Raw genomic sequence first — 22,790 nt, forward strand, 5'->3', positions numbered from 1 at the left:
GGGGCGCTCGGACGCCGCCGGCCGGCCCGCTGACCGCTGGCCCCTCCCCCGCCCGGTGTCCCGGAGCACCCCCGGGCCGCCGTCCGAAGGACCTGCGCGCCCACGGACACCGAGGAGAACCACCGTGAGTGCCGCCCACCCCGCCGGCGACGCGGACCGCACCGGCCGGGCAGCGGTCGCCGAGGCCGCCCGGCGGCGCACCTTCGCCGTCATCAGCCACCCCGACGCCGGCAAGTCCACCCTCACCGAGGCCCTGGCGCTGCACGCCCGGGTGATCGGCCAGGCCGGCGCGGTGCACGGCAAGGCCGGCCGCCGGGGCACGGTGTCGGACTGGATGGACATGGAGCGCGCCCGCGGCATCTCCATCACCTCCGCGGCGCTGCAGTTCTCCTACCGGGACGCGGTGATCAACCTGCTCGACACCCCCGGGCACGCCGACTTCTCCGAGGACACCTACCGGGTGCTCACCGCCGTCGACGCCGCCGTGATGCTCGTCGACGCCGCCAAGGGCCTGGAGACCCAGACGATGAAGCTGTTCGCGGTCTGCAAGCACCGCGGCATCCCGATCGTCACCGTCATCAACAAGTGGGACCGCCCGGGCAAGGACGCCCTGGAGCTGATGGACGAGATCGCCGAGCGCACCGGGCTCACCCCCACCCCGCTGACCTGGCCGGTGGGCATCGCCGGTGACTTCCGCGGCGTCCTGGACCGCCGCGACGGAACCTTCCGCCGGTTCACCCGCACCGCCGGCGGCGCCACGATCGCCCCCGAGGAGCTGCTGACCGCGGCGGAGGCCACCGAGCGGGAGGGCGAGGTCTGGGCCCAGGCCGTGGAGGAGGCCGAACTGCTCGAGGCCACCGGCGCCGAGCACGACCAGGAGTCCTTCCTCGGCGGGGTCACCACGCCGGTGCTGTTCGCCTCCGCCGTCTCCAACTTCGGGGTGGGGGCGCTGCTGGACACGCTGGTGGACCTGGCACCGCCCCCGACCGGGCGCTCCGACGCCGACGGCGCGGTCCGCGACCTGGAGGAGCCGTTCAGCGCCTTCGTGTTCAAGGTGCAATCGGGCATGGACGCCGCGCACCGCGACCGGCTCGCCTACATCCGCATCTGCTCCGGCGTCTTCGAGCGCGGCATGGTCGTCACCCACGGCCGCACCGGCCGGCCGTTCGCCACCAAGTACGCCCAGCAGGTGTTCGGTCGGGAGCGGGAGAGCGTCGACGTCGCCTACCCCGGGGACGTCGTCGGCCTGGTCAACGCCTCCGCGCTGGGCGTCGGCGACACGCTGTACACCGAGCGGCCGGTCGCCTTCCCGCCGCTGACCACCTTCGCCCCGGAGCACTTCGCCGTCGTCCGCAGCCGGGACACCGCCAAGCACAAGCAGTTCCGCAAGGGCATCGAGCAGCTGGACTCCGAAGGCGTCGTCCAGGTGCTCCGCTCGGACCGCCGCGGGGACGGCTCACCCGTGCTGGCCGTCGTCGGGCCGATGCAGTTCGAGGTGGCCACGCACCGCATGGAGCACGAGTTCAACGCCCCCGTCGCGCTGGACCGGCTGCCCTACAGCCTGGCCATGCGCACCGACGAGGAGTCGCTGCCGATGATCGCCTCCTCGGGCGGGGTCGAGGTGGTGCGGCGGCCCAGCGGCGAGCTGCTGGCGCTCTTCCCCGACAAGTGGGCGCTGCGGATCCTGCAGCAGCGGCACCCGCGGGCCACCCTCGAACCACTCGTCGCCGCCCAGCTGGCCTGACGCGCGTCAGGGCCGGAGCGCCCCGTACACCTCCTCCGCGTGGTCGAACACGAGGAAGTGGCCCTCCCCGGGCAGCCAGTGCGCCGAGCACCGGGGCAGCATCGCGCTCAGCACCTGGCCGAGCACGACGGGCACCTGCCAGTCCTGCGTGCCGTGCCAGATGTGCACCTGCTGGCCGACCTCCGACAGCGGGAACCCCCACGGCCGGAAGAGCAGGGCGCGGTCCTCGGCCAGCACCGCGGTGCCGTTGCGCAGCCCCTCGGTGAAGGTGTCGGCGAGGATCCGCCGGACCGCGGGGCGCCCGATCACCCGCCGGTCGGCCGCGTTGAGCCGCAGCTGCAGGTAGCGGGGGATCATCGCCGGCCGCAGCCCGATCGGCGCGAGCGCCGGCCGCAGCACCGTCGCCAGCCGGCCCGGGCGGTGCAGCGCCGCGCGCAGCTGCCCCGGCACCCAGCGCGGCCAGGGCCACGGCACGTCCGGCGGGGGCGCGCCGCCGAGGATGCCCACGGTCGTCACCCGCTCCCCGAGGGCGTGCGCGCAGGCCAGCGCGTAGGCGGCGCCGCCGGAGAGGCTGAGCACCGCGCACCGGTGGACGCCCAGGTGGTCCAGCAGCTGGGCGACGTCGTCGGGCCAGTCCATGACCCGGCGCCCGGGGTGCGGGTCCGAGCGCCCGAAGCCGGGCCGGTCGGGGACGATGAACCGCACCCCCCACCGGCGGTAGTCCTCCGGGTCCTCGACGTGCCGCTCGAGCCGCGAGCTGGGCGACCCGTGGCAGCCCAGGACCGGCCGGCCCGCGGGGTCGCCGTGCTCGGCCCAGGCGAGGGTGCGGCCGTCGCGGAGCCGGAGGCTGCCCTCACGCGGCTCAGGTTCCAGAGGCATGTCGCACCCCTACCCGGAGCGCCACTCCTCACCCGGCAGCCGTAGGCCTCGTGTCCGGTGCCGTGTCGCGCCGCCGGTCACGGGTATGGCGAGGAGATGCCTCGTCACCGGGTGGTCGATGTCGTCGACGCGTACGTCCGGGCGCGGGGCCCGGGCCCGGTCCTCGACCGGCTGCTCGATCCGGCGAGGCAGTGCTGAGCGCCCGCGCCGTGGACGGATCTCCGGGTCGGCACCCGGCGGACGCCGGTGACGACCGCCGCCCGGTGGCGGTCGTCACCGGCGCGAGCAGCGGGCTGGGCCGGGCCGTCGCCCTCCGGCTGGCCACCGACGGTCACCGAGTCGCTCTCCTCGCCCGGGGGGCCGAGGACCTCGCGGCCGTGGCCGCGGAGGTCGAGCGGTCCGCCGGGACGGCGCTGCCGTTCGTCGTCGACCTCGCCGACGCGGCGGCGACCCGGACCGCCGTCGAGGAGGTGGTGGGTGCGTGGGGGGAGGTCGCCGTCCTCGTCAACGCTGCGGCCACCGACGCGCCCGGACCGGTCGAGACGACCACGGTGGAGGACTGGGACCGTGTCCTCGCCGTGAACCTGCGAGCTCCGTTCGTGCTGAGCCGGGCGGTGTTCCCTCACATGCGGGGCGCCGGCGGCGGGACCATCGTCAACGTCTCCTCGGTCGCCGGCCTCCGCGGCTGGGCCGACGCCGCGGCCTACTCCGCGTCGAAGTTCGCCCTCACCGGGTTCACCCAGGCGCTCGCCGCCGAGGGGCGTGCGCACGGGATCCGGGCGTGCGTCCTCTACCCGGGGGCGATGGCGACGTCGTGGGGCGTCTGGGACCCGGGATCGCGCCGGGCGGCCGCCACCGGGGACGCTCCCGACCCGCGGGAAGCGCTCCCGCCCGAGCGGGTCGCCGAACTGGTGTCGTGGCTGGTGCGAGCACCGGGTGAGCTGGTGCTCAACCAGGTGACGGTCACCCCGTTGCACGAGCAGGGCTGGCCCTGAGCGCGCCAGGAGCGGACCGGTAGCTTGCCGGGCATGGCGATCGATCCACGCGGTGCGGACCTGAAGCGCTACCTGCAGGAGGACCCGGGCGGGCCCGTCGTGATGCTCAACCTGCTCCGGTTCGCCGAGGGCGGGCGGGAGCTGTACGCGCAGTACGCCGAGGCGCTGGACACCACGTTCCTCCCCCGGTACGGCGGCGAGGTCCTCTACGCCGGCGACGGGTCCACGCCGCTGGTGGCCGAGGACGGGCAGGACTGGGACGCGGTGCTGCTGGTCCGCTACCCCTCGCGCGAGGCGTTCAGCCGCATGGTCGCCGACCCCGAGTACCAGCAGGTGACCGGCCTGCGCACCCGCGCGCTGACGGAGGCGGTCCTCCAGGCCACCACGGCCTGGTAGCCGGCCGCGGCCTCAGTGGCCGCGGAAGGCCTCCTCCAGCCACCAGGAGGGCTGGTCGCGGGTGACCTTGGCGTCCACGAGCAGCGGCGCCGACCGGGGCCCGGCGAGCCAGGTGGCGACGCCGTCCAGGTCGGCGGGCCGCCGCACGGTGACGGCGTCGTAGCCGTGGCCGCGAGCGATCGCCGCGAAATCGGTCTCGGGGAACCGGACGATCTCCAGCGGGTGCCCGTCGGGGCCGAAGTGGTGCACCTCCGCCCCGTAGCCGGCGTCGTCGTAGACCACCACGACCATCGGCAGGCCCAGCCGGACGACGGTCTCGAGCTCGGCGGCCCCCATGAGCGCTCCGCCGTCGCCGAGCGCGGCCACCGGGAGCCGGTCGGGCCGGGCCAGCGCCGCGCCGATCGCCGTCGCCAGCCCCAGGCCCACGGACTGGAACGCCTGGGTGAAGCAGAAGCCCTGCTCGTCGGGGACGTCGAGGAACATGCTCGGGTAGCCCATGAAGTTGCCCGAGTCGACCGCGACGATCCGCTCGGCGGGCAGCAGGTCGTCCAGGGCGGCGGTCAGCGCGCGCGGGTCGACGCGCCCGCCGCCGCCGTCCGGGAACGGCTCGTCCCGCCAGCGCCCGCGGGCGGCGATCGCCGCCCGCACCTCGGGCGTGCGGTAGGCGGCGTGCCCGGGGTCGGCCAGAAGCGCGGCGACCGCCTCCGCCGTCGCCCCCACGTCGCCGACCACGCCGAGCGCGACCTCGCGCTGGGTCCCGATCGCCGACGGGTCGTCGTCGACCTGGACCACGACGGCGTCGTCGGCGATCAGCCGGCCGTGCCGCATCGTCCACATGTTCAGCTGGCAGCCCCAGCCCACGACCAGGTCCGCGCCGGAGATCAGCTCCGCGGCCAGCGGGGTCGCGAAACCACCGGAGACGTCGAGGTCCCAGGGGCTGCCCCGGAACAGCCCCTTCGCCACCGCCGACGTCGCCAGCAGGGCCCCGCAGCGGTCGGCGAGGGCCTCCAGCGCCGGGCGGGCGGCCCGGGCGCCGCGGCCGGCCACGAACACCGGTCGGCGGGCGGCGACCAGCGCCGCGGCCAGGCGCGCCACCTCCCCGTCGTCCGGTAGGGCGGGCGACGGCGCCGGCGCGGCCGGCGGCGTGCCGGCCCCGGCGGGGAGCCCCTGCACGTCCAGCGGCAGGTTGAGCACGACCGTGCGCCGCTCCAGCCGGGCGGTGTCGACGGCGGCGGCGGCCACCGCGACGGCGTCCTCCGCGGAGGTCACCCGCACCGGGACGGCGCCGACCGCGGTGGCGAGCGCTGCCTGGTCGACGGCGAAATTGGACCGCGGCGAGCTCGCCTCGGCGGTCAGCACCACCAGCGGGGTCCGGCTCTTGGCCGCCTCGGTGATGCCGGTGAGCGCGTTGGTGAGCCCGCACCCCTGGTGCAGGCTCAGCACGGCCGGCCGGCCGCTCACCCGAGCGTGGGCGTCGGCCATCGTGGCCGCGCCGCCCTCGTGCCGTGCGGCGACGTACCGGGCCCCGGCGGCGACCATCGCGTTGGTGGCCACGAAGTTGCCCGAGCCGACGACGCCGAACACCGCGTCGGCCCCGCGGGCGACGAGGGTCTCCCCCACCGCCTGCGCGACGGTCCGCCCGGCCGCGCCGCTCATCCCCGCTCGACCAGCGCCAGCACCCGCGACGGCGAACCGGACCCGGAGACGATCGGCAGCGGCGCCGCCACGAGGAGGGCCCCGGTGGGCGGGAGCAGTGCGAGGTTCTGCAACTGGGTGAGGCCGTACTTGCCGCTGCCCATCAGGGCGGCGTGGCAGGGGAAGGGCGGGTCGAAGGAGTGCGCGGCCCCGGCGTCGGTGCCCACGGTCTCCACGCCCAGCCCGAGCACCGGCGACTCCTCAGCCAGCCAGCGCGCGCACTCCACGGAGAGCCCGGGGGTGTGCGGGCCCGTGTCGTCGGCGTTGATGAACTCCTGCTGGGAGGCCGACCGGGCGTCCCAGCCGGTGCGGAAGAGCAACCACCCGCCCTCGGGCAGCGGCCCGTGCTCGGCCTCCCACGCGCGGACGTGCTCCACCTCGAGCAGGAAGTCGGGGTCGGCGGCGGCCTGCGCGGAGAAGTCGAGGACGACGGCGGGGGCGATCAGCCGCGCCGCCGGCACCGAGGCGACGTCGTCGCCGTCCCGGCCGGTGACCCAGTGGTTCGGGGCGTCGAAGTGCGTACCGGTGTGCTCGCCGGTGCGGAAGTTGTTCCAGTACCAGGCCGGGCCCCGGTCGTCGTACCGGCTGAGCTCCTCGAGCTCGAAGCGCGCCGTCTGCGCGAACTGCTCGGGCAGCTGGATGACCGGCGTCTCCGCCGACAGGGGCGCGGTGAGGTCGACGACCTCGACCCGCGCGCTGACCAGCGCCTCGGCGAGGGTGGACAGGATCGACATCGCGGTTCCTCCGTGGGGCCGGCGGCTCGGCGGACAGCCAATCACAGCCCCGCGGAGGCGGTGCTCAGCGCTCCTTGGGGATCATGATCCAGAGCACGATGTAGGCGATCTCGCCGACGCCGAAGAGTCCGAACAGCACGAACCCGACGCGCACCAGCCCCGTCGAGAGGCCGAAGCGCTGGGCGAGCCCGGCGCACACCCCGGCGATCATCTTCCGTCCACGTGGTCTGACCAGCGGTCTCGTCATCTGGGGCCCCTACCCGGCCACCCCCGCGGCGACACCTCGGCGCTCCCGGTCACGCCCGCTCGACCAGCCGCAGCACCGCCTCGACGACGACGTCGGGCCGGTCCGCGGGTACGAAGTGGCTCGCGTCGTCGACCCAGGTGAGCCGGGCGCCGGGCAGGTCGTCGGCCAGCCGCTGCCCGTACCGCGGCTTCATCTGGTGGTCCCGGCGGCCCCACACGATCTCGGCCGGCATCGTCAGCCGGGGCAGGAACGGCGCCACCGTCTGCGTGTAGACCGAGTCCAGCGAGCGCAGGTGGGCGGCGAGCTGCTCCGGGCCGCCGGGGCGGGACCACGGCTCGACGAAGCGGTCCACGAACGGGGCCGCCCGCTCCTGGTGGGCGAAGAGCGTCCGCAGCGCCGGGCGCAGCGCGGTCGCCAGCGCCGGGGGCGGCAGGAACCGCAGCGCCGGCCAGGTGGCCTTCAGCGCGCGCACCACAGGCACCGGCCAGGCGTCGTAGCAGACCCCGTTCACGACGCCGAGCCCGGCGACGCGGTCGGTGCTCGTGGTCGCCAGGATCTGCGCCACGCCGCCGCCGAGGTCGTGCCCGACCACCACCGCCCGCTCGACGTCGAGGGTGTCGAGCAGCCCGAGCAGCAGCGCCGCCTGGGCCGCGAGGTCGACCGGGTGGCCGCCCGAGGGATCGGAGTCGCCGTACCCGAGCATGTCGACGGCCAGCACCCGTGCCGAGCCGGCCACCCCGGGGACGACGTCCCACCACAGCCGGGAGTTGGTCGGGATGCCGTGCACGAGCAGGACGGTCGGCCCGGCGTCACCGGCCTCCCACACGTCCAGCCGGCGGCCGTCGACGTCGATCCTGCGGGTGGCACCGGTGGGGAGCTCCATGCCGGGTGCACTGCCCCGCCGCGCCGGCACCGATGCACCGATGCGGCGTCCACCTCGCTCTCCCGTTCACCTCCTCGCCGGCGCGGGTAGTGACCCCGGTCATGGACGCGATCACTCTCGGGAAGGCCGGCCTCAAGGGCTGGCGGGCGCGCGTGGCCGATGCGGTGGCCGGGCCGGTGAGCCAGCGGGCGCCGGTCACCGACGACCAGGTGCGGGCGGTGATCGGCGCCGTCTTCCTGGCGCTCTCGGTGATGTACGTCGTGAAGGCCGCGAAGGACCTGGCGAGCCGGGCCTGACCCGCGCGGCCGGGCGGTCAGCCCTCGAGGACCACCCCACCGGGTGGACACGCCCGTGACCAGGCTCTTCCCACGACGGGTGCAGGAGGCGTACAGTTCACCTCGGTCGCTGTTGCGCCTCTGCTTTCGTTCTTGGACGTCCGCAGTCGTCTCTGCCTGACGTTCCTCTCGGTCCTTCCGGTCGGTGCGGCGGCCCCGCACCCGGTACGTACCTGTGCGGTCACCTCCCAGCACGGAAGAAGAACGACATGGCTCAGGGCACTGTGAAGTGGTTCAACGCGGAGAAGGGCTTCGGGTTCATCGCCCAGGACGGCGGCGGCGCCGACGTCTTCTGCCACTACTCCGCCATCACCGGCGACGGCTACAAGTCCCTCGACGAGGGCCAGCAGGTCGAGTTCGACGTCACCCAGGGCCAGAAGGGCCCGCAGGCGGAGAACGTCCGCGCGATCTGATCGACGTGTGAGGAGGGGGCCACGGCGCACTGCGCCGTGGCCCCCTCTGCGTCCCTACCGGCGCCGGTCCCCGCGCCGACCACCGCACGACCGAGGAGCACCCCATCACCAGACACGGCGGACGCTGCGAGGAAGCCCATCTCGGGTGCCCCTGCCGGGGTGACGAGCGGATCCACGAGGAGCGCACCCACGCCCTCAGCGAGGCGCGCGCCAGTTCCGGGGAGGGCGTCGAGTGCCCCGAGTGCGGCGGCCCGACCACCCCGCTGGCCATCGTCTCCTGGGGCAACTGCCGGGCCTGCCGGACCGCGCACTCCCGGTCCACCCACCCGCTGCGCTGGTGAGCTAGCGCGCCTGCACCTCCGTGCGGGCCGGGAGCGTCCACCAGCTGCCGAGCAGCCGGTCCAGCTCGGGGTCGAACGGGTCCAGCCCGCCGCCCGGGTACGGCGTCAGCTCGCCGAACCACACCTCCCCGTCGACGTCGTAGAGGTCGACGCGGACGAAGTCGAAGGCCGCCCCCAGCGTCTCGGCGACCCCCAGCATGGCCGGGAGCGTTGCCGGCGGCGGCGTCACCGGGCCGGTGGCGACGTGCGGTTCCCGCGCCGCCACGGGTACCCAGTCGCGGGTGTAGAGCCGCCGGGAGTGGCTCCCCGTGAGCCGGCCGGTCTCGACCTGCACCAGCCGCACCCGGCCGCCGAACACCAGGAACTTGTGGTCGGCGAGCACCTCGCCCGGCCGGCCGAGGAACTCCTCGGCCAGCAGCAGCCGGCGGGCCTGGCTGTAGACCCACTCGCCGCGCTCGGGCCACAGCGGCTCCCCGAGCCAGTCCGCGGTCAGCCGCCGCAGCACCGGTACGTCGGGGCGGCCCGCGCCGCGGTGCACGCGCATCGTGCCGTGGTTGGGCTTGAGCACCCAGCGCTCCGGCAGCTCGGCCGCGGCCAGCTCGCCCACGTCGGTGCCGGTCCACAGCACCCGCGGAACCGCCAGCCCGGGGCAGGTGCGGGCCGCGTGCTCCTTCATCGCCAGCTTGTCGCCCAGCTGCCCGATCAGCGGCCGACGGTCGTGCACGATCCGCCAGTTCAGCTTCTCGGTGAAGGTGCGGGGGTCGCGCAGACGCGGCAGGCGGCCGTGCGCCTCGGCGTAGAGCAGGGCGCGCTTGGCGGCGATCGGCAGCCGCCGCACCGCGGCCCGGCGCAACCGGTCGGGCACCGCGGGCACGTCGCCTCCTGGGGCTCCGAGCGGCCGTCGGCGACCGCGCTCGGCGAACAGTCTGCTCGGGCGGACCGCGCCGTCCCCTCCTAGGGTGGCGCCGTGACGACGGACGGGGCCCCGCGCTGAGCACGACCGACGATCGGGGAGCCCCTCGCGGGGTGGGTTTCGTCGCCAAGGACCCGTGGCACCCGGCGATCCGGCGCGAGCACATGATCGCCCGGGAGCTGGTCCGCCAGGGCCGCCCGGTGAGCTTCCTGCAGGCCCCCGCCGACTGGCGCCGGCTGCGCAGCGATCCCGCCAACTGGTCGGGGCACCTCCTCCGCGCGCGGTTCGCCCCGGCCGCGCCCGGCGTGCGCGTCTCCGAGCGCTCGACCGTGCTGCCCGGCTCCCGGGGCCGGCTCGCCGAGCAGCTGGACGCCACCCTGCTGGGAACCCTCCTCCGGAGGTCGGACTGGGACGTCGACGTCACCGCGTTCATGCTGCCGTGGGAGTGGCGCGCCGCCGGGGCCGTCCGCGGGCGGGCGGTGTTCGACTGCACCGACGACTGGGCGCGGCTGCTGCCCCACGCCCGGCGGCTGCCCGACCAGCTCCGCCGGATCGCCGACGAGGCCGACGAGGTCGTCGTGGTGAACCCGGTGCTGGCCGGCCTCTTCCCGGGGCGTCGGCCCGTGGTCGTCCCCAACGGCACCGACGCCGACCTGCTCACCGCCCCCCGGACGGCCGAGCGCGCCGAGCGGCACGCCGTCTACGTCGGCAGCGTCGCCGAGCGCTTCGACGTCGACCTGGTGCAGGAGCTCCTCCGGGCGCTGCCGGACTGGACGATCGCCGTGCACGGGCAGCTGGTCTTCCCCGACCGGGCCCGCCCGGCCGCGGAGCGCTTCCGCGCGCTCGTCGCGGGCTCCGGCGGCCGGCTGACCTACCGCGGGCTGCTGCCGCGCGAGCGGCTGGCCGTCGTCCTCGACGCGGCGACGGTGGGGCTGGTGCCCGACGTCCCGCACCGGGCGCTGGGGCAGTCGTCGATGAAGAGCTACGACTACGCGGCCCGCGGCTTGCCGCTGGTCGCGACCGCGGGACACCTGGAGCACGCCGCGGAGCTTCCTCCGCACACCGCGATCGTCTCCGGTGCCGACGAGATGGCCGCCGCCGTGCGCGCCGCCGCGGAGGAGCCCCCCGCGTACGCGTCGCGTCGCCGGGACTGGGCCGCCGCCCGCACCTGGGATCGGCGCGCCGGCGAGTGGCTCGACGCGGGGCTCGGGCGGCCCCTCACCCCCGCCGGGTCGGCGCGCTCGGCCTAGACCAGGCTGCGCACCACCCGGGCCGGGTTGCCCACGGCGACCACCCCCGGCGGCAGGTCCGCGGTGACCACCGACCCGGCGCCCACCACCGTGTCGGCGCCCACGGTCACCCCTGGCAGCACGATGACGCCGCCGCCGAGCCAGGCGTTGTCCCCGATGGTCACCGGCGACGCGTGCTGCCAGCCCGCCCGCCGCTCCGCCGGGTCGAGCGGGTGCACCGCGGTCAGCAGCTGGACGCCGGGGCCGAGCTGGACGTGGTCGCCGAGCGTGATGGGGCCGACGTCGAGGAAGACCGCCCCCCAGTTCACGAAGCAGTGGGCCCCGACGCTGATCCGGTAGCCGTAGTCGCAGCGGAAGTCCGACCGGATCGTCGTCCCGCCGCCCACCGCGCCGAGGAGCTCGGTCAGCAGCGCGTGCCGGCGGTGCGGATCGGCCTCGGCGTTGTAGGAGGCCACCAGGGCGCCGGCCCGCCGGGAGTCCGCGGCGAGGTCGGGGTCGTCGGGGCGGTACGGCAGCCCGGCGAGCATCCGGTCCCTCATCTCACCCACCCGCCCCACGCTAGCCAGCCCGTGCGGGGTGGCCGCCGGTCAGGCCCGGTGCCGCTGCCTCAGAGGCTGACCGCCACCGTCGCCGCGAGCTCCCGGCAGGCCTCCAGGTCCGCCGGTCCCGGGGCACCGGTGAGGCTCAGCGGTGCGGCCACCTGCTTCCAGCGCAGGGCGCCGGTGACGCGCTCGATGCTGCGCAGGGCGCCTGCGGTGTCGTCGTTGCCGTGCACGTACACACCGAAGGGCAGCCCGGGCGTGGCCTCGAGGCAGGGGTAGTAGACGGTGTCGAAGAAGTGCTTGAGCGCCCCCGACATGTAGCCGATGTTGGCCGGGGTGCCCAGGAGCACCCCGTCGGCGGCGAGCAGGTCCGCGGCTCCCGCCGAGAGCGCGGGGCGCAGGACCGGCTCGACGTCGTCGACGAGCGCCACCCCCTCCCGCACCGCCTCGAGCACCGCCTGCAGCGCAGGCGAGGGGGTGTGGTGGACCACCAGGAGACGGGGCATCCCGGCATTCTCGCCGCCGCCCTGCCCCCGGGCACCACCGCCGGCCCGGGAGGTGTGAGGGTGGAGCCGTGCATCTGGTGCTGGAGTACGTGCTGGCCGACGACTACCTGGAACGCCGCACCGCCCTGCGGTCGGACCACCTGGACCTGGCAAGGGCGGCGCACGAGCGCGGTGAACTCCTCCTGGCCGGCGCCCTGCCCGACCCGTACGACCGCGCGCTGCTGGTGTGGACGGCGCCGCGCGAGGTCGTGGAGCGGTTCGTGGCACAGGACCCCTACGTCACGCACGGCCTGGTGACGGCGTGGACGATCCGGCCCTGGAGCGTCGTCGTCGGCTGACGCCGGGTCAGCCACCCGGTCGCCGGCGCAGCTGCCCGTAGATGCGGGCCAGGTCGGGCAGCTGCACGTGGGCGTTGAGCCCGCTGGGGTTGGGCACCACCCAGGTCACCGCGCCGCCCACCCGCTCGGGCTGGCGGCCGGCGACCGCCTTCGGCCGCCCGAACCCCTGCCGCCACGCGGTGATGCCCAGCACCGCCAGGACCCGCGGGCGCATGTCGCCCACCAGCCGCTCGAGCGCGACGGCGCCGGCCTGCAGCTCCTCGAGGGAGAGCTCGGCGGCCGTGCGTGTCGGCCGGTCCACGACGTTGGTCACCCCGAGCCCGTACCGCAGCAGCTCGCGGTCCTCGTCCGGGCGCAGCTGCCGCGGGGTGAACCCGGCGAGGTGCAGCGCCGGCCAGAACCGGTTCCCGGGCCGGGCGAAGTGGTGCCCGACCTCGGCCGAGAGCAGCGACGGGTTGATCCCGCAGAACAACACGTCGAGGCCGGGCGCCACGACGTCGGGCACCGGCTTGGCGGGCGGCCGGCTCATCGGTAGGTGAGCAGGTGCCGCCGGTCGCCGGTGACGTGCGCGTGGTCGTTGAAGGCCAGCAGCGACAGACCCGAAGCGCCCGCCAGCACCGAGGTGACCCCCACGTTCACGGCGGCCCGGTTCAGCGCCACCACGCCGTCGGCCGGGGCGCCGATCAGCCCGGCCACCAGCGCGGCGATGACCCCGCCGGAGCTGACGACGACGGCGTCGCGCCCGCGCGGCAGCCCGGCGGCCAGGTCGGCGACGGCCGCGGCGGCGCCCGAGGAGAAGTCCGGCCAGCCGTCGGCCTCGCCGGCCGCGATCCAGGACCGGAGCGCGCCGTCGAGCAGCCGCTGGATCTCCCGGGACCCGGGGTTCCCGGCCGGTCCGGGGTCCTCGCCGGGGTAGCGCTTGAGCAGGTCGAGGTGGTCGTACTCGTCCAGCCGGGCGTCGGCCGCCCCCACCGGGCCGAAGCCGGCCGCCTCGGCGAGCAGCGCGGCGGTGTCCCGCTGCCGGCGCAGCGTCCCGGAGACCACCATCGGGTCGCGCAGCTCCCGGCGCCGCAGCTCCTCCCCCACGCGGCGGGACTGCTCGCGGCCCAGGTCGCTGAGCACGTCGTAGTCGTCGGCGCCGAACGAGGCCTGCCCGTGCCGGACCAGGCAGATCAGCGGCATCCGGCCAGCCGCTCCGCACGCTGCAGCAGGACCGCTGCGGCGATGCCGAAGTGGGCGAACCGCGGGTTGGTCGTGTGCCCGGAGCGGTACCGCGCCCAGATCTGCTGGATGATCACCGCGAGCCGGAACAGGCCGAACACCTCGTAGAAGGTCCAGTTCGGCGTCGACAGCCCCGTGCGCTCGAGGTAGCGCGCCACGATCTCCTCGCGGGTCGGCATCCCGGCCAGCGTGCTCGGCTGGGTGGAGACCAGGCCGAACTCCTCGTCGTCCCCGGCGGTGACCCAGTAGGCCAGCGAGGCGCCGAGGTCCATGAGCGGGTCGCCGACGGTGGCCATCTCCCAGTCCAGCACGCCGGTGATGCGGGGGGTGCCGGAGAGGTCGAGCACCAGGTTGTCGAGCTTCCAGTCACCGTGCAGGAGGCTCGCCCGCACGTCCTGCGGCCGGTGGCGGTCGAGCCAGGCCATCAGCTCCTCGGCGGGCGGGACGTCGTCGGTGAGCGCGTCGCGGAAGCGGCGGGACCAGCCCTCCACCTGCCGGCGGACGTAGCCGGGGCCCTTGCCCAGGTCGGCCAGCCCGGCTGCGTCGACGTCGATGGAGTGCAGCTCGGCGAGGGTGTCGTAGGCCGTCTCGCCCAGCACCCGCGCCTGCCCCGGGGACAGCTGCACGCCCTCGGGCAGCGTCCGGCCGAGCACGGTGCCGACGAGCCGCTCCATGACGTAGAAGTCGCTGCCGATGACCGCGTGGTCCGTGCAGAAGCCGTGGATCTCCGCGACGACGTCGAGATGCGGGCGCAGCCGCTGCTGCACGCGCACCTCCCGGCCCATGTCGTGCGCCGAGGCCGCCTTGTGCCCGTGCGGGGGACGGCGGAGCACCAGGTGCGGGTCGCCGTAGTCGAGGAGGTAGGTGAGGTTGCTGGCCCCGCCGGAGAACTGCCGGACGGCCGGTGCGGGCCGCCCCGCCAGCGCCGGGACCCGCGGCGCCAGCCACGCGTGCACGGCCTCGACGTCGAAGGCGTCCTCCGGGCGGACATCACGCAGGCGGCTCGCGTTCTCGCTCATCGCCGTCCATCCCACCACGACCGCCGCGACGCGCTGCAGCGCCCCGGACACGCCGCGGCGGTGGGCGCGCCGGAGCGCCACCGTGACGTGCGCCACAGCCGGTAGCCTCGCGCCGGGTCGAGACGCCGACCCGCGCACACCGCCCCGGGCACCCCGGGGCCCGGCCGCCGGGTGGGAGGCAGCCCATGGCACCGGACACCGTCCCCGGCGACGCGACCGCCGACGCGGCGCCGTTCGGGGTCGTCGTCGACCTCGCGGGCGGCACGGTGGCCCTGGCCGGGGAGTTCGTCCGGGAGCACTCCCACCACCTCGTCGAGGCGCTCGCCGCGCTGGTGGGCACGGAGCACCGCCGGTGGACCGTGGACACCCGGCAGGTGACCCTCTGCGACGCGGCGGGGCTGCGGGCGCTCGTCACCGCGCACCACCTCGCCCGGCGCCAGGGGTGCGCGCTGGTGCTCGACCGCCCGAGCCCGGTCCTGCACCGGCTCCTCGTGCTGGTGGGCCTCGACGAGCTGCTCGAGGTGCACGCCGACCGCGCGGCGCCCCCGCCGACGGTCGGCGGTGGCCGTCCGCTGCCGTCCGCGGGGCCGCTGCGGGCCGCGCAGCGCGCCACGACGGTCCCCGCCCAGCGCCGGCCCTGAGCGCCGGCGGGCTCACTGGACGGGCGCCCCCGGCGGCGGCAGCCGGTGGCCCCGCTGCTCGTCGACCGACGCGACGCCGGCGACGGCGCTCAGCGCGCCGAGGGTCCCCCTGGGCACCGAGCCGGTGATGATCCCGAGCGCATCCAGCACCTGGTCGACCTGCATGCCGCGAGCCCGCAGTCCCTGGACGACGCCGTCGAGAGCGCTGAGGTGCCGCTCGTCCACGGTGACGCTGACGTGGGTCATGCCACCGACGCTACAAGGAACCCGCGAGACCGGGAACCGCTCACCGCGGCGCGAGGACCAGCCCGCTGCCGGTGTCCACGGAGCCCTCGAGCAACCGCTCACCCTCCTGGACCAGCGTGGCCCAGAGCTCCAGCCCGCGCCGGCCCGTCGCCTCCGCCCACAGCGCGGCGACGCCCGCGACGTGCGGGGTCGCCATGCTGGTGCCGCTGATGGTGTTGTAGCGGGTCGGCATCGGCCACGCCGAGCAGACCTCGAACCCGGGAGCGGCGACGTCGACCTGTCCGCCCCGGCCGGGGAGGCTCCGGGCCGAGAAGTACGCCGTCCCGAGCGCCTGGTCCAGCGCACCGACCGCCAGGATCTCCGGGCTGTTCGCCGGGGCGCCGACGAACCCCCACGAGCCCGCCGGCCGGTCGGCGTTGTTCCCGGCCGCGGCCACGACCAGCGAGCCCTGGGCGAGGGCGCGCCGCCCGGCGGCGGAGTAGGGCGGGTGGGCCTGGGTCACGTCGGCGCCCAGCGACATCGAGATCACCGGGCACCGGTTGGTCACCGCCCAGTTCATCCCGGCGAGGATGCCGGCGTCGGTGCCGCTGCCGTCGTCGCCGAGGACCTTCCCGGCGAAGATCTCCGCCTCGTGGGCGACGCCGTACCGCGGCCCCGACGGCGGGGTCCGCGGCCCGCAGGCGGTGCCGATGCAGTGCGTGCCGTGGCCGTGCCCGTCCTGGGGCCCCTCGCCGGCGACGAACGAGCGGGCGGTGACCGCGCGGCCGGCGAAGTCGGGGTGGTCGAGGTCGAACCCGGTGTCCAGCACGGCCACCCGGATGCCGCGGCCGGACCGCGAGGAGGAGTCGGCGCCGACCGCCTGCACCCCCCACGTCGAGGAGCGGGTGTCCTCGAACCGCGCCCGGGAGCCGGCCGGCGCGTCGCCGGGGGCGGCCAGCAGCCGGGCGGTGAGGTCGGTGACCCCGTCGCGGTAGCCGCGGGCGTAGCCCGCGCCCGGCCCCTCGAGCACGCGGTGGACCAGCTCCGGGGAGACGGAGAGCACCGGGCGCCCGGTCCCGCCGCCCGCCAGGGCGCCGACCTGCGCGGCGTCGGCCGAGACGACCGCGATCCCGAGCGCCGCGAACAGCACCGCCCCGGACTCGCGGAGGGTCTCCGCGGGCACCACCCCGTCGGCGAAGTCCCGCGAGTCCGCGACGTCGCGGACGCCGGCCCGCCCCCAGTCCACCGGCCCGGCGTCGTCGGCGAGCACGAGCACCTGCCGGCCGGTGGTGCGGATCAGCGGGCCGACCGCCCCGTGGCGCACGTTCTCCGGTCCCTCCGGGACCTCCGGTTCGATCACCGCTCCCCCTCCGCGCCCCGGTGGGCCGCCGCGCCGGCGACGCCACCACCGACCGCCGGGAGCGGCCGGTGACGACAGGGTTCCGGAGAGTGGGCACCGGCGCCAGCCGGCGGGCTCAACCCGCGAGCAGCGCCGGGTCCATCCACATGACCTCCCAGACGTTGCCGTCGGGGTCGGCGAAGCTCGAGCCGTACATGACGCCGTGGTCCTGGGCCGGCAGCCAGGGCTTGCCGCCGGCCGCGATCGCGGCGGACACCATCCGGTCGACCTCCTCGCGGCTGTCCGCCGACAGGCAGGTGAGCACCGAGGTCGCCTGGGCCGGGTCCCCGACCTCGCCCGCGACGAAGTCGGCGAACCGCTCGCGGGTCAGGAGCATGACCGCGATGTTCTCCTCGATCTGGTAGGAGACGGTCCGGTCGTCGGAGAACTCGTCGTTGCGCCGGAAGCCCAGTGCTGCGTAGAAGGCGTCGGCCCGGTCGCGGTCGGCGACCGGCAGGTTCACGAAGATCATGCGCACGGGAGAACTCCTCGATCGGCGTGCCCGGCTCCGTCGGCCGGGCTCGTCGGTAGGACGACGGAACCCGCGCGAACTCACCGGTGCGGGCGCGCGCTCACCCCGCCGGGCGGGCGTCCGGCGTCCGGGGCCGCGGGCGGACCTCGCGCGGCCCGGCGACCTCGTGGCCGTCCTCGCACACCAGCGCCACGCGCACGGAGGCACCGCAGCCGCGGTGCTCGAGCGCGAGCGGCGGCGGGCCGTCGGTGAGGTAGCGGTCGCCCCACGCCATGAGGGCCACCAGCGTCGGGTAGAGGTCGCGCCCCTTGTCGGTGAGCCGGTACTCGTGGCGCTGCCGCTCGCCCTCGGCGCGGTAGGGCTCACGGCTGAGCACGCCCTCGCGGACCAGGGTGGCCAGCCGGTCGGTGAGCACCGCCTTCGGTGCGCCGAGCGCCTGCTGGAGGTCGGCGAACCGCCGGACCCCGAGGAACGCCTCCCGCAGGACGAGCAGGCTCCACTTCTCCCCCACGACGGCCAGCGTGCCGGCGACGGAGCAGCGGGACCGGTCGAAGGAGGCGTCGCTCACGGTGTGAGGATAGCCATGCTGAGTTCGCTTGACGAACTGTGCACGGAGGAGCAGAGTTCAGGGTGCGAACCCAGGAGGCGGACGGTCTCCGGCCGGCCCGCCCGGCCCCCTGCAGCGCTCGCACCACCACCGCTGCTCCGGAAGGACACGCCATGACCCGCCTCCGCACCGTCCTCGCCCGCCGGCACGCCGTCCGCGCCCACCTGCGCGAGGAGCGCGCGCTCGCCCGGGCGCTCGCCACGGCCCCGACCCTCGAGTCCGCGCACGAGATCGCCGCGCTCGGCGCCCGCCGCTGACCGCACCTGCGCCCGCCCCGGCGGGCGCCACCTCCCCACCGGCCGCCCGGGACGCGCTCAGCGTCCCGGGCGGCCGCGCGTTCAGGCTTGCGGCTCGACCCGGGCCGCGTCGAGGAAGGGCTCGCCCTCCCACTCCTCGTAGGCGTCGTCGGGCAGGTCGGTGCCCAGCGCCTCCTCGAGCCCGGCGAGCTCGAACTCGTCCGCGGGCTGCGCGGCCACCGCCACCGTCGCGCCCGGGCGGAGGTCGGCCAGCTCCTGGTCCGTGATGACCAGGATCGGCTCGACGTCGTCGCCGGTCAGCGTGAAGGCGACGGGCGAGACGATGCGGCCCACCTCCCCGAGCAGGCTGACCTCGACCCCCTCGTAGCCGTCGAGGTCCTCGCGGAAGTCCGCGTCGTAAGCCCCGTTGTACGGGTCCCGGAGGTCCTCCGACGGGCGGACGTCGACGTCGGCCGCGGTGGTGGGGTCCTCGTCGCCCTCCCCGCAGCCGGCGAGCACGGCCCCGGCGAGCAGGCCCGCCAACAGAGCGGCGGGCACCCGGCGGAGGCTGGAACGGCTGGTCGTCATCTCGGTGGTCCTCCACTTCTCGGAGCGCCGCGTGGCAGCTGGTCGCTGGGCCGGTCCTGCCCACTCCGGGGCGGGGCATCTCCACGGCGCGGCGTTCGTCACGACATCGCAAGACAGGCGGCGCCGGCGTCGCGTCGGCGTCACACGACCGCCCTCGCCGGTGTGACGAGCCCGTGGCGAACCGGACCTGGGCCGCATGCCCTCGGACCGGCGGGGAACGGTGCTGTCCGCGCCGCTCCCCGCCACCCTGCCGACCCTGCCCCGACCCGGAGGACCCACCCCATGACCTGGCTCAAACGGACCGCCGCCGTCCTCGGTGGTCTGCTCGTCCTCCTCGTGCTCTACGGAGTGCTCGTCGAGCCGCGCCTGATCCTCGACGAGGAGCGGGAGCAGGTGCCGATCCCGCAGCTGGACGAGTCGGCCGACGGCACGGAGGTCGCCATGATCTCCGATCCGCAGATCGGCATGTGGTGGGCCAACGAGGGCATGGTGGCCCGGGCCGTGGAGGAGATGGTGGAGGCGCAGCCGGACATCGCCCTGCTCGGCGGCGACTACGTCTACAGCGAGGATCCCGGCATCCCCGAGCAGGTCGAGTCGGTGATGGAGCTGCTGCAGCCGCTGGTCGACTCCGGCATCCCGACCTACGCCGTGCTCGGCAACCACGACTACAAGGTGGGGGCGGCCGAGGAGCTGGTCCGCGCGTTCGAGGCCGCCGGGATCACGGTGCTGCGCAACGAGGCGGCCGCGGTCCCCGGCACCGGGGAAGGCGACCAGGCGCTGCACGTCGTGGGCATCGGGCCGGCCTGGCCCGGCGAGGTGGACGTGGACGCCGCCCTCGCCGAGGTGCCCGACGGGGCCCCGCGCGTCGTGCTGATGCACAACCCGACGACCTTTCCGGAGATGCCCGCCGGGACCGCGCCGCTGACCTTCGCCGGTCACACGCACTGCGGTCAGGTGGCCCTGCCCGGGACCCCGCGCTGGTCCTACCTCGGCCTCACCTCCGAGGAGGCGCTCGTCGCCGACGGCTGGGCTCCCGAGGAGTACGGCGCCGAGGGCAACCGCATGTTCGTCTCCTGCGGGCTGGGGTTCAGCACGGTGCCGGTGCGGATCAACGCCCCGCCGCAGCTGGTCCTCTTCGAGCTGCGCGCCGGGGGTTGAGATGACGGTGCACGACCATGAGGCCGAGCACGACGGCGAGGACGGAGACCCCGGCGTCCACGCGGCCGCGCCGGTGCTGCGGCGCGCCGGCGGGGTGGGCCGCATGCGGGATGTCCGGTGCACGGTTCCACCGTCACCGGAGCCCTGCGCGCCGGCGCTCCGCCGGCCCGTATCCGCCGGCGGGCCGGCCGACCCGGACGTCACGGATTCGTCATCTCCCCGGACGGTGCACGGGGTCCGGCGGGTCACACGGACGGGAGCGCGGTGACTAGTTCGCGCGGGGCTGGGCAGACTGACCGGCATGTCCCGGTCTGTGCTGATCATCGAGGACGACCCACGGATCCGGCGCATGCTGCAACTGACCCTGCAGCGGGAGGGCCTGGAGGTCACCGAGGCGGGGAGCGGCGAGGACGGCCTGGCGCGGCTGGCCGAGAAGTCGTTCGACGTCATCCTGCTGGACCTCATGCTGCCCGGGATGGACGGCTTCGAGGTGTGCCGGGCGATCCGGCGCACCTCCAACACCCCCGTCATCATGCTCACGGCCCGGGCCGACAGCCACGACGTGGTCGCCGGGCTCGAAGCGGGTGCCGACGACTACGTCTCCAAGCCCTTCGTCGTCAAGGAGCTCTCCGCCCGCATCCGGGCGCTGGCCCGCCGCACCCGCGCCCCCGAGCCCCGGGTGACGCTCACCGTCGGCGACCTGCACATCTCGCCGGCCGAGGGCACCATCACCCGCGACGGAGAGACGCTCAGCCTGACCCGCACCGAGTTCCGGCTGCTCTGCGAGCTCGCCGCCGACCCCGGACGGGTGCTCAGCCGGGAGGAGCTGCTCGAGCGGGTGTGGGGGTACGACTACTTCGGCGACTCCCGCCTGGTCGACGTCCACATCCGCCGGCTGCGGAAGAAGATCGAGCCCGACCCGTCGAACCCGACGCTGGTGACGACCGTCCGGGGCATGGGCTACCGGGTCCCTGGGTGACGGGGCCGGTCGACGGAGCCGCCCCCGACGCGGGCGCAGCGCCGGCGCGAGCCCGCCGGCCGCGTCGCGCCTCCTTCCGTCTCGCCACCCTGCGGGCCCGGGCGACCGCCGCCTTCGCGGCGGTCACCCTCGTGGTCTCCGCCGTCCTGGCCCTCGCGGTCTGGGTGGCGGTGTCCCAGTTCCTCCTCCTCCAGCGCGAGCGGGTCACGCTCGTGCAGACCTCGGACAATGCGGCCCAGGTGCAGCGCTCGCTGGCCACCGAGGGGCTGGACGTCGCCCAGGTCCTCGCCCAGCTGCCGCGCGAGACGGGCTCCACCTCGCTGCTCGTGGACGGCGGCACCTGGACCACCACGTCGCTGCTCGTCGGCCGGGACGACCTGCCCGAGCAGCTGCGCGAGCTCGCCGTCGCCGGCACCTCGGTCCGGCAGCGCATCGAGATCGACGGCGAGACGGTGATGGCCGTCGCGGTGCCGCTGGCCGAGCTGGGGTCGGCCTACATCGAGGTCTTCCCGCTCGGCGAGCTCGACCGGACCTACCGCGTCCTGGCCACGGTGCTGGCGGTCGCGGTCCTCGGCTCGGTGCCGCTCTCGCTCGTGGTCGGGTGGTGGGTCACCGGCCCTGCGCTGCGCCCGCTGGACCGGATCTCCGCCGCGGCAGCGGCTGTCGCCTCCGGTGCGCTCGACACCCGCATCGACCCGCGCGGCGACCCCTCGCTGGCCCCCATCGCCGCCTCGTTCAACCAGACCGCGGAAGCCCTCGAGCAGCGGGTGCGCAGCGACGCCCGGTTCGCCGCGGACGTCAGCCACGAGCTGCGCAGCCCGCTGACCACGATGCTGGGCGCGCTGGACCTGGTGGAGGCCACCGCCGACCCCGGCGACGCGGAGCAGGCCGAGGCGCTCGGGCTCCTGCGCTCGGAGGTGGAGCGGTTCGAGCGCCTGGTCGCCGACCTGCTGGAGATCTCCCGCGCCGATGCGGGGAGCACCGACATCGCCGTCGAACCCGTGCGCCTGTCCGCGCTCACCCGGGAGGTCGTGGGCCGGCACCGGCTGGACGGCACGGCCGCGGCGCTGCTCACCGTGCACCCCGACGCCGAGCAGGTGCTGGTCCACGCGGACAAGCGCCGCCTGGAGCGGGTGCTGGGCAACCTCATGGACAACGCCGACAAGCACGGCGGCGGCCTCACCGGGGTCACCGTCTCGCGGGCCGGCGACGTCGCGCGGGTGGCCGTGGACGACGCCGGTCCGGGCGTGGCCGAGGACGAGCGCGACCGGATCTTCGAGCGGTTCGCCCGGGGCACGGGCAGCATCCGCACGCACACGGAGGGAGCCGGTCTCGGGCTGGCCCTCGTCGTCCGCCACGTGCGGATGATGGGCGGCGCGGTGCACGTCGAGGACGGCCCCGACGGCGGCGCCCGGTTCGTGGTGGACCTGCCCGTGGAGGCCGGCTCATGAGGGCTCTGGCGGTCCTGCTGTGCGCCCTCGTCGCGCTGACCGGGTGCGGGGTCGACCCGCAGCCGCAGCCCGAACGCATCGCGGTGCCCGCCGCCACGCTCGACACCCCTGCGCCACCGCGCGACGGGGTCGGCCCCGAGGTGATCGTCTTCTTCGTCCGCGGCACCCGGCTCGAGCCGGTATCCCGGGCGAGCCGCACGGTGACCGCCGAGCGCGCCCTCGACCTGCTGGCGATCGGCCCCACCCGGGCGGAGGTCGTCGGCGGGCTGCGCACCGCGGTCGCGCCGCAGTCCATCGTCGCCGACGAGGGCCTGCCCGGCGGCATCACGGCGGTGGCCGTGACCGAGGAGTTCGCCAGGATCACCGGGGGCAACCAGCTGCTCGCCGTGGCGCAGGTGGTCTGGACGCTCACCGAGCTGCCGGGCACCGCCCGCGTGCGCTTCCTCGTCGACGGCGCGCCGGTGGAGGTACCCACCGACGGTGGGCTGACCAACGGGCCGGTCGGCCGTGAGCAGTTCGGTTCGGTCGCCCCGGCCACCGACCCCGAGACACCGGGCTCCGACCCGGCGAGCGAGGACTGAGC

General features: G+C 75.6%; 29 protein-coding genes. 13 read left to right on the forward strand and 16 right to left on the reverse strand.

Going from position 1 to position 22,790, the window contains the following annotated elements; translation table 11 throughout:
• Nucleotides 1–124 precede the first annotated feature (124 nt).
• Nucleotides 125–1,744 (forward strand): peptide chain release factor 3, encoded by a 1,620-nt coding sequence (locus ACI794_RS18825; RefSeq protein ID WP_456604146.1) that lies wholly within the window; start codon nucleotides 125–127, stop codon nucleotides 1,742–1,744.
• Nucleotides 1,745–1,750: 6 nt separating this feature from the next.
• Here ACI794_RS18825 and ACI794_RS18830 read toward each other — a convergent pair whose 3' ends face one another.
• On the reverse strand, nucleotides 1,751–2,623 hold the full coding sequence (locus tag ACI794_RS18830; protein ID WP_456604147.1) for an alpha/beta fold hydrolase: 873 nt from the start codon (nucleotides 2,621–2,623) through the stop codon (nucleotides 1,751–1,753).
• 209 nt (nucleotides 2,624–2,832) lie between these two features.
• Between ACI794_RS18830 and ACI794_RS18835 the strand changes: the two genes are divergently transcribed.
• Both ACI794_RS18835 and ACI794_RS18840 read left to right on the forward strand, forming a co-directional pair.
• Nucleotides 2,833–3,618, forward strand: a complete 786-nt coding sequence (locus ACI794_RS18835; RefSeq protein WP_456617097.1) for an SDR family oxidoreductase — start codon at nucleotides 2,833–2,835, stop codon at nucleotides 3,616–3,618.
• 33 nt (nucleotides 3,619–3,651) lie between these two features.
• Nucleotides 3,652–4,014 (forward strand): DUF1330 domain-containing protein, encoded by a 363-nt coding sequence (locus tag ACI794_RS18840; protein ID WP_456604149.1) that lies wholly within the window; start codon nucleotides 3,652–3,654, stop codon nucleotides 4,012–4,014.
• A 12-nt stretch (nucleotides 4,015–4,026) separates the two neighbouring features.
• Here ACI794_RS18840 and ACI794_RS18845 read toward each other — a convergent pair whose 3' ends face one another.
• From ACI794_RS18845 to ACI794_RS18860, 4 genes are all read right to left on the reverse strand, one after another.
• Nucleotides 4,027–5,670 carry a thiamine pyrophosphate-binding protein gene (locus ACI794_RS18845; protein WP_456604150.1) on the reverse strand — a complete coding sequence of 548 codons (1,644 nt, stop codon included), beginning with the start codon at nucleotides 5,668–5,670 and terminating at the stop codon, nucleotides 4,027–4,029.
• A complete protein-coding gene (locus ACI794_RS18850; protein WP_456604151.1) occupies nucleotides 5,667–6,443 on the reverse strand; it encodes a cyclase family protein in 777 nt (258 codons plus the stop codon). The genes ACI794_RS18845 and ACI794_RS18850 overlap by 4 nt, the downstream gene beginning before the upstream one ends.
• Nucleotides 6,444–6,507: 64 nt before the next feature.
• Nucleotides 6,508–6,690: a PspC domain-containing protein gene (locus ACI794_RS18855; protein ID WP_456604152.1), complete on the reverse strand. Its 183-nt coding sequence runs from the start codon at nucleotides 6,688–6,690 to the stop codon at nucleotides 6,508–6,510.
• A 49-nt stretch (nucleotides 6,691–6,739) separates the two neighbouring features.
• Nucleotides 6,740–7,573 (reverse strand): alpha/beta fold hydrolase, encoded by an 834-nt coding sequence (locus ACI794_RS18860; protein ID WP_456604153.1) that lies wholly within the window; start codon nucleotides 7,571–7,573, stop codon nucleotides 6,740–6,742.
• Between the two features lie 101 nt (nucleotides 7,574–7,674).
• On the opposite strand from ACI794_RS18860, the gene ACI794_RS18865 reads away from it, so the two are divergent.
• Both ACI794_RS18865 and ACI794_RS18870 read left to right on the forward strand, forming a co-directional pair.
• A complete protein-coding gene (locus tag ACI794_RS18865; protein ID WP_456581242.1) occupies nucleotides 7,675–7,869 on the forward strand; it encodes a hypothetical protein in 195 nt (64 codons plus the stop codon).
• 248 nt (nucleotides 7,870–8,117) lie between these two features.
• Complete coding sequence (locus ACI794_RS18870) at nucleotides 8,118–8,321, forward strand: cold-shock protein (RefSeq protein WP_456581241.1); 204 nt, start codon at nucleotides 8,118–8,120, stop codon at nucleotides 8,319–8,321.
• Nucleotides 8,322–8,663: 342 nt separating this feature from the next.
• Here ACI794_RS18870 and ACI794_RS18875 read toward each other — a convergent pair whose 3' ends face one another.
• Nucleotides 8,664–9,536, reverse strand: coding sequence for an ATP-grasp fold amidoligase family protein (locus ACI794_RS18875; RefSeq protein ID WP_456604055.1), 873 nt, complete (start codon nucleotides 9,534–9,536; stop codon nucleotides 8,664–8,666).
• A gap of 152 nt (nucleotides 9,537–9,688) precedes the next feature.
• Between ACI794_RS18875 and ACI794_RS18880 the strand changes: the two genes are divergently transcribed.
• Nucleotides 9,689–10,825 carry a glycosyltransferase family protein gene (locus tag ACI794_RS18880; RefSeq protein ID WP_456604054.1) on the forward strand — a complete coding sequence of 379 codons (1,137 nt, stop codon included), beginning with the start codon at nucleotides 9,689–9,691 and terminating at the stop codon, nucleotides 10,823–10,825.
• Here ACI794_RS18880 and ACI794_RS18885 read toward each other — a convergent pair.
• On the reverse strand, nucleotides 10,822–11,364 hold the full coding sequence (locus ACI794_RS18885; RefSeq protein WP_456581270.1) for a sugar O-acetyltransferase: 543 nt from the start codon (nucleotides 11,362–11,364) through the stop codon (nucleotides 10,822–10,824). The two genes, ACI794_RS18880 and ACI794_RS18885, sit on opposite strands and share 4 nt — an antisense overlap.
• Before the next feature lie 68 nt (nucleotides 11,365–11,432).
• Nucleotides 11,433–11,873 (reverse strand): NAD(P)H-dependent oxidoreductase, encoded by a 441-nt coding sequence (locus tag ACI794_RS18890; RefSeq protein WP_456581238.1) that lies wholly within the window; start codon nucleotides 11,871–11,873, stop codon nucleotides 11,433–11,435.
• Between the two features lie 68 nt (nucleotides 11,874–11,941).
• Between ACI794_RS18890 and ACI794_RS18895 the strand changes: the two genes are divergently transcribed.
• Entirely contained in the window at nucleotides 11,942–12,211 is a 270-nt protein-coding gene (locus tag ACI794_RS18895; protein WP_456604053.1) for a YciI-like protein, read from the forward strand.
• A gap of 7 nt (nucleotides 12,212–12,218) precedes the next feature.
• Here ACI794_RS18895 and mug read toward each other — a convergent pair whose 3' ends face one another.
• From mug to ACI794_RS18910, 3 genes are read right to left on the reverse strand one after another with little or no spacing between them, the layout of a single operon-like run.
• Nucleotides 12,219–12,740, reverse strand: coding sequence for a G/U mismatch-specific DNA glycosylase (gene mug, locus ACI794_RS18900; RefSeq protein ID WP_456604052.1), 522 nt, complete (start codon nucleotides 12,738–12,740; stop codon nucleotides 12,219–12,221).
• On the reverse strand, nucleotides 12,737–13,393 hold the full coding sequence (locus ACI794_RS18905) for a histidine phosphatase family protein (RefSeq protein WP_456604051.1): 657 nt from the start codon (nucleotides 13,391–13,393) through the stop codon (nucleotides 12,737–12,739). The genes mug and ACI794_RS18905 overlap by 4 nt, the downstream gene beginning before the upstream one ends.
• Complete coding sequence (locus ACI794_RS18910) at nucleotides 13,384–14,547, reverse strand: phosphotransferase family protein (RefSeq protein ID WP_456604050.1); 1,164 nt, start codon at nucleotides 14,545–14,547, stop codon at nucleotides 13,384–13,386. The genes ACI794_RS18905 and ACI794_RS18910 overlap by 10 nt, the downstream gene beginning before the upstream one ends.
• Nucleotides 14,548–14,636: 89 nt before the next feature.
• Here ACI794_RS18910 and ACI794_RS18915 point away from each other — a divergent pair, with 89 nt between their 5' ends.
• On the forward strand, nucleotides 14,637–15,092 hold the full coding sequence (locus ACI794_RS18915) for an STAS domain-containing protein (protein WP_456604049.1): 456 nt from the start codon (nucleotides 14,637–14,639) through the stop codon (nucleotides 15,090–15,092).
• A gap of 12 nt (nucleotides 15,093–15,104) precedes the next feature.
• Here the strand turns inward: ACI794_RS18915 and ACI794_RS18920 are convergent, their stop codons facing one another.
• The 4 genes from ACI794_RS18920 to ACI794_RS18935 all read right to left on the reverse strand — a co-directional run bounded on the left by ACI794_RS18920 (nucleotide 15,105) and on the right by ACI794_RS18935 (nucleotide 17,756).
• Nucleotides 15,105–15,338, reverse strand: coding sequence for a hypothetical protein (locus ACI794_RS18920; protein WP_456581232.1), 234 nt, complete (start codon nucleotides 15,336–15,338; stop codon nucleotides 15,105–15,107).
• A 40-nt stretch (nucleotides 15,339–15,378) separates the two neighbouring features.
• On the reverse strand, nucleotides 15,379–16,677 hold the full coding sequence (locus ACI794_RS18925) for a S8 family serine peptidase (RefSeq protein WP_456604048.1): 1,299 nt from the start codon (nucleotides 16,675–16,677) through the stop codon (nucleotides 15,379–15,381).
• A gap of 115 nt (nucleotides 16,678–16,792) precedes the next feature.
• Nucleotides 16,793–17,188 (reverse strand): VOC family protein, encoded by a 396-nt coding sequence (locus ACI794_RS18930; RefSeq protein ID WP_456617105.1) that lies wholly within the window; start codon nucleotides 17,186–17,188, stop codon nucleotides 16,793–16,795.
• Nucleotides 17,189–17,288: 100 nt separating this feature from the next.
• Complete coding sequence (locus ACI794_RS18935) at nucleotides 17,289–17,756, reverse strand: winged helix-turn-helix transcriptional regulator (RefSeq protein ID WP_456581230.1); 468 nt, start codon at nucleotides 17,754–17,756, stop codon at nucleotides 17,289–17,291.
• Nucleotides 17,757–17,908: 152 nt separating this feature from the next.
• On the opposite strand from ACI794_RS18935, the gene ACI794_RS18940 reads away from it, so the two are divergent.
• Nucleotides 17,909–18,052 (forward strand): hypothetical protein, encoded by a 144-nt coding sequence (locus tag ACI794_RS18940; protein ID WP_236826088.1) that lies wholly within the window; start codon nucleotides 17,909–17,911, stop codon nucleotides 18,050–18,052.
• Between the two features lie 81 nt (nucleotides 18,053–18,133).
• Here the strand turns inward: ACI794_RS18940 and ACI794_RS18945 are convergent, their stop codons facing one another.
• Nucleotides 18,134–18,619 carry a hypothetical protein gene (locus tag ACI794_RS18945; protein ID WP_456604047.1) on the reverse strand — a complete coding sequence of 162 codons (486 nt, stop codon included), beginning with the start codon at nucleotides 18,617–18,619 and terminating at the stop codon, nucleotides 18,134–18,136.
• 282 nt (nucleotides 18,620–18,901) lie between these two features.
• Here ACI794_RS18945 and ACI794_RS18950 point away from each other — a divergent pair, with 282 nt between their 5' ends.
• From ACI794_RS18950 to ACI794_RS18965, 4 genes are all read left to right on the forward strand, one after another.
• Complete coding sequence (locus ACI794_RS18950) at nucleotides 18,902–19,777, forward strand: metallophosphoesterase (protein WP_456604046.1); 876 nt, start codon at nucleotides 18,902–18,904, stop codon at nucleotides 19,775–19,777.
• Between the two features lie 301 nt (nucleotides 19,778–20,078).
• Nucleotides 20,079–20,756, forward strand: a complete 678-nt coding sequence (locus ACI794_RS18955) for a response regulator (protein WP_456604045.1) — start codon at nucleotides 20,079–20,081, stop codon at nucleotides 20,754–20,756.
• On the forward strand, nucleotides 20,753–22,207 hold the full coding sequence (locus ACI794_RS18960) for an ATP-binding protein (protein WP_456604044.1): 1,455 nt from the start codon (nucleotides 20,753–20,755) through the stop codon (nucleotides 22,205–22,207). The genes ACI794_RS18955 and ACI794_RS18960 overlap by 4 nt, the downstream gene beginning before the upstream one ends.
• Nucleotides 22,204–22,788, forward strand: a complete 585-nt coding sequence (locus ACI794_RS18965) for a GerMN domain-containing protein (protein WP_456604043.1) — start codon at nucleotides 22,204–22,206, stop codon at nucleotides 22,786–22,788. The genes ACI794_RS18960 and ACI794_RS18965 overlap by 4 nt, the downstream gene beginning before the upstream one ends.
• Nucleotides 22,789–22,790: the final 2 nt, after the last annotated feature.

The organism is Blastococcus sp. SYSU DS0541 (assembly GCF_054050875.1).

Bases quoted from the DNA above. Each gene is read 5' to 3' on its own strand.
- ACI794_RS18890 (WP_456581238.1), bottom strand. From the start codon at position 11,873: ATGCCCCGTCTCCTGGTGGTCCACCACACCCCCTCGCCTGCGCTGCAG.
- ACI794_RS18885 (WP_456581270.1), bottom strand. From the start codon at position 11,364: ATGAGGGACCGGATGCTCGCCGGGCTGCCGTACCGCCCCGACGACCCC.
- ACI794_RS18840 (WP_456604149.1), top strand. From the start codon at position 3,652: ATGGCGATCGATCCACGCGGTGCGGACCTGAAGCGCTACCTGCAGGAG.
- ACI794_RS18955 (WP_456604045.1), top strand. From the start codon at position 20,079: ATGTCCCGGTCTGTGCTGATCATCGAGGACGACCCACGGATCCGGCGC.
- ACI794_RS18860 (WP_456604153.1), bottom strand. From the start codon at position 7,573: ATGGAGCTCCCCACCGGTGCCACCCGCAGGATCGACGTCGACGGCCGC.
- ACI794_RS18865 (WP_456581242.1), top strand. From the start codon at position 7,675: ATGGACGCGATCACTCTCGGGAAGGCCGGCCTCAAGGGCTGGCGGGCG.
- ACI794_RS18905 (WP_456604051.1), bottom strand. From the start codon at position 13,393: ATGCCGCTGATCTGCCTGGTCCGGCACGGGCAGGCCTCGTTCGGCGCC.
- ACI794_RS18950 (WP_456604046.1), top strand. From the start codon at position 18,902: ATGACCTGGCTCAAACGGACCGCCGCCGTCCTCGGTGGTCTGCTCGTC.
- ACI794_RS18850 (WP_456604151.1), bottom strand. From the start codon at position 6,443: ATGTCGATCCTGTCCACCCTCGCCGAGGCGCTGGTCAGCGCGCGGGTC.
- ACI794_RS18940 (WP_236826088.1), top strand. From the start codon at position 17,909: ATGACCCGCCTCCGCACCGTCCTCGCCCGCCGGCACGCCGTCCGCGCC.
- mug (WP_456604052.1), bottom strand. From the start codon at position 12,740: ATGAGCCGGCCGCCCGCCAAGCCGGTGCCCGACGTCGTGGCGCCCGGC.
- ACI794_RS18830 (WP_456604147.1), bottom strand. From the start codon at position 2,623: ATGCCTCTGGAACCTGAGCCGCGTGAGGGCAGCCTCCGGCTCCGCGAC.
- ACI794_RS18855 (WP_456604152.1), bottom strand. From the start codon at position 6,690: ATGACGAGACCGCTGGTCAGACCACGTGGACGGAAGATGATCGCCGGG.
- ACI794_RS18915 (WP_456604049.1), top strand. From the start codon at position 14,637: ATGGCACCGGACACCGTCCCCGGCGACGCGACCGCCGACGCGGCGCCG.
- ACI794_RS18965 (WP_456604043.1), top strand. From the start codon at position 22,204: ATGAGGGCTCTGGCGGTCCTGCTGTGCGCCCTCGTCGCGCTGACCGGG.
- ACI794_RS18930 (WP_456617105.1), bottom strand. From the start codon at position 17,188: ATGATCTTCGTGAACCTGCCGGTCGCCGACCGCGACCGGGCCGACGCC.
- ACI794_RS18945 (WP_456604047.1), bottom strand. From the start codon at position 18,619: ATGACGACCAGCCGTTCCAGCCTCCGCCGGGTGCCCGCCGCTCTGTTG.
- ACI794_RS18870 (WP_456581241.1), top strand. From the start codon at position 8,118: ATGGCTCAGGGCACTGTGAAGTGGTTCAACGCGGAGAAGGGCTTCGGG.
- ACI794_RS18920 (WP_456581232.1), bottom strand. From the start codon at position 15,338: ATGACCCACGTCAGCGTCACCGTGGACGAGCGGCACCTCAGCGCTCTC.
- ACI794_RS18845 (WP_456604150.1), bottom strand. From the start codon at position 5,670: ATGAGCGGCGCGGCCGGGCGGACCGTCGCGCAGGCGGTGGGGGAGACC.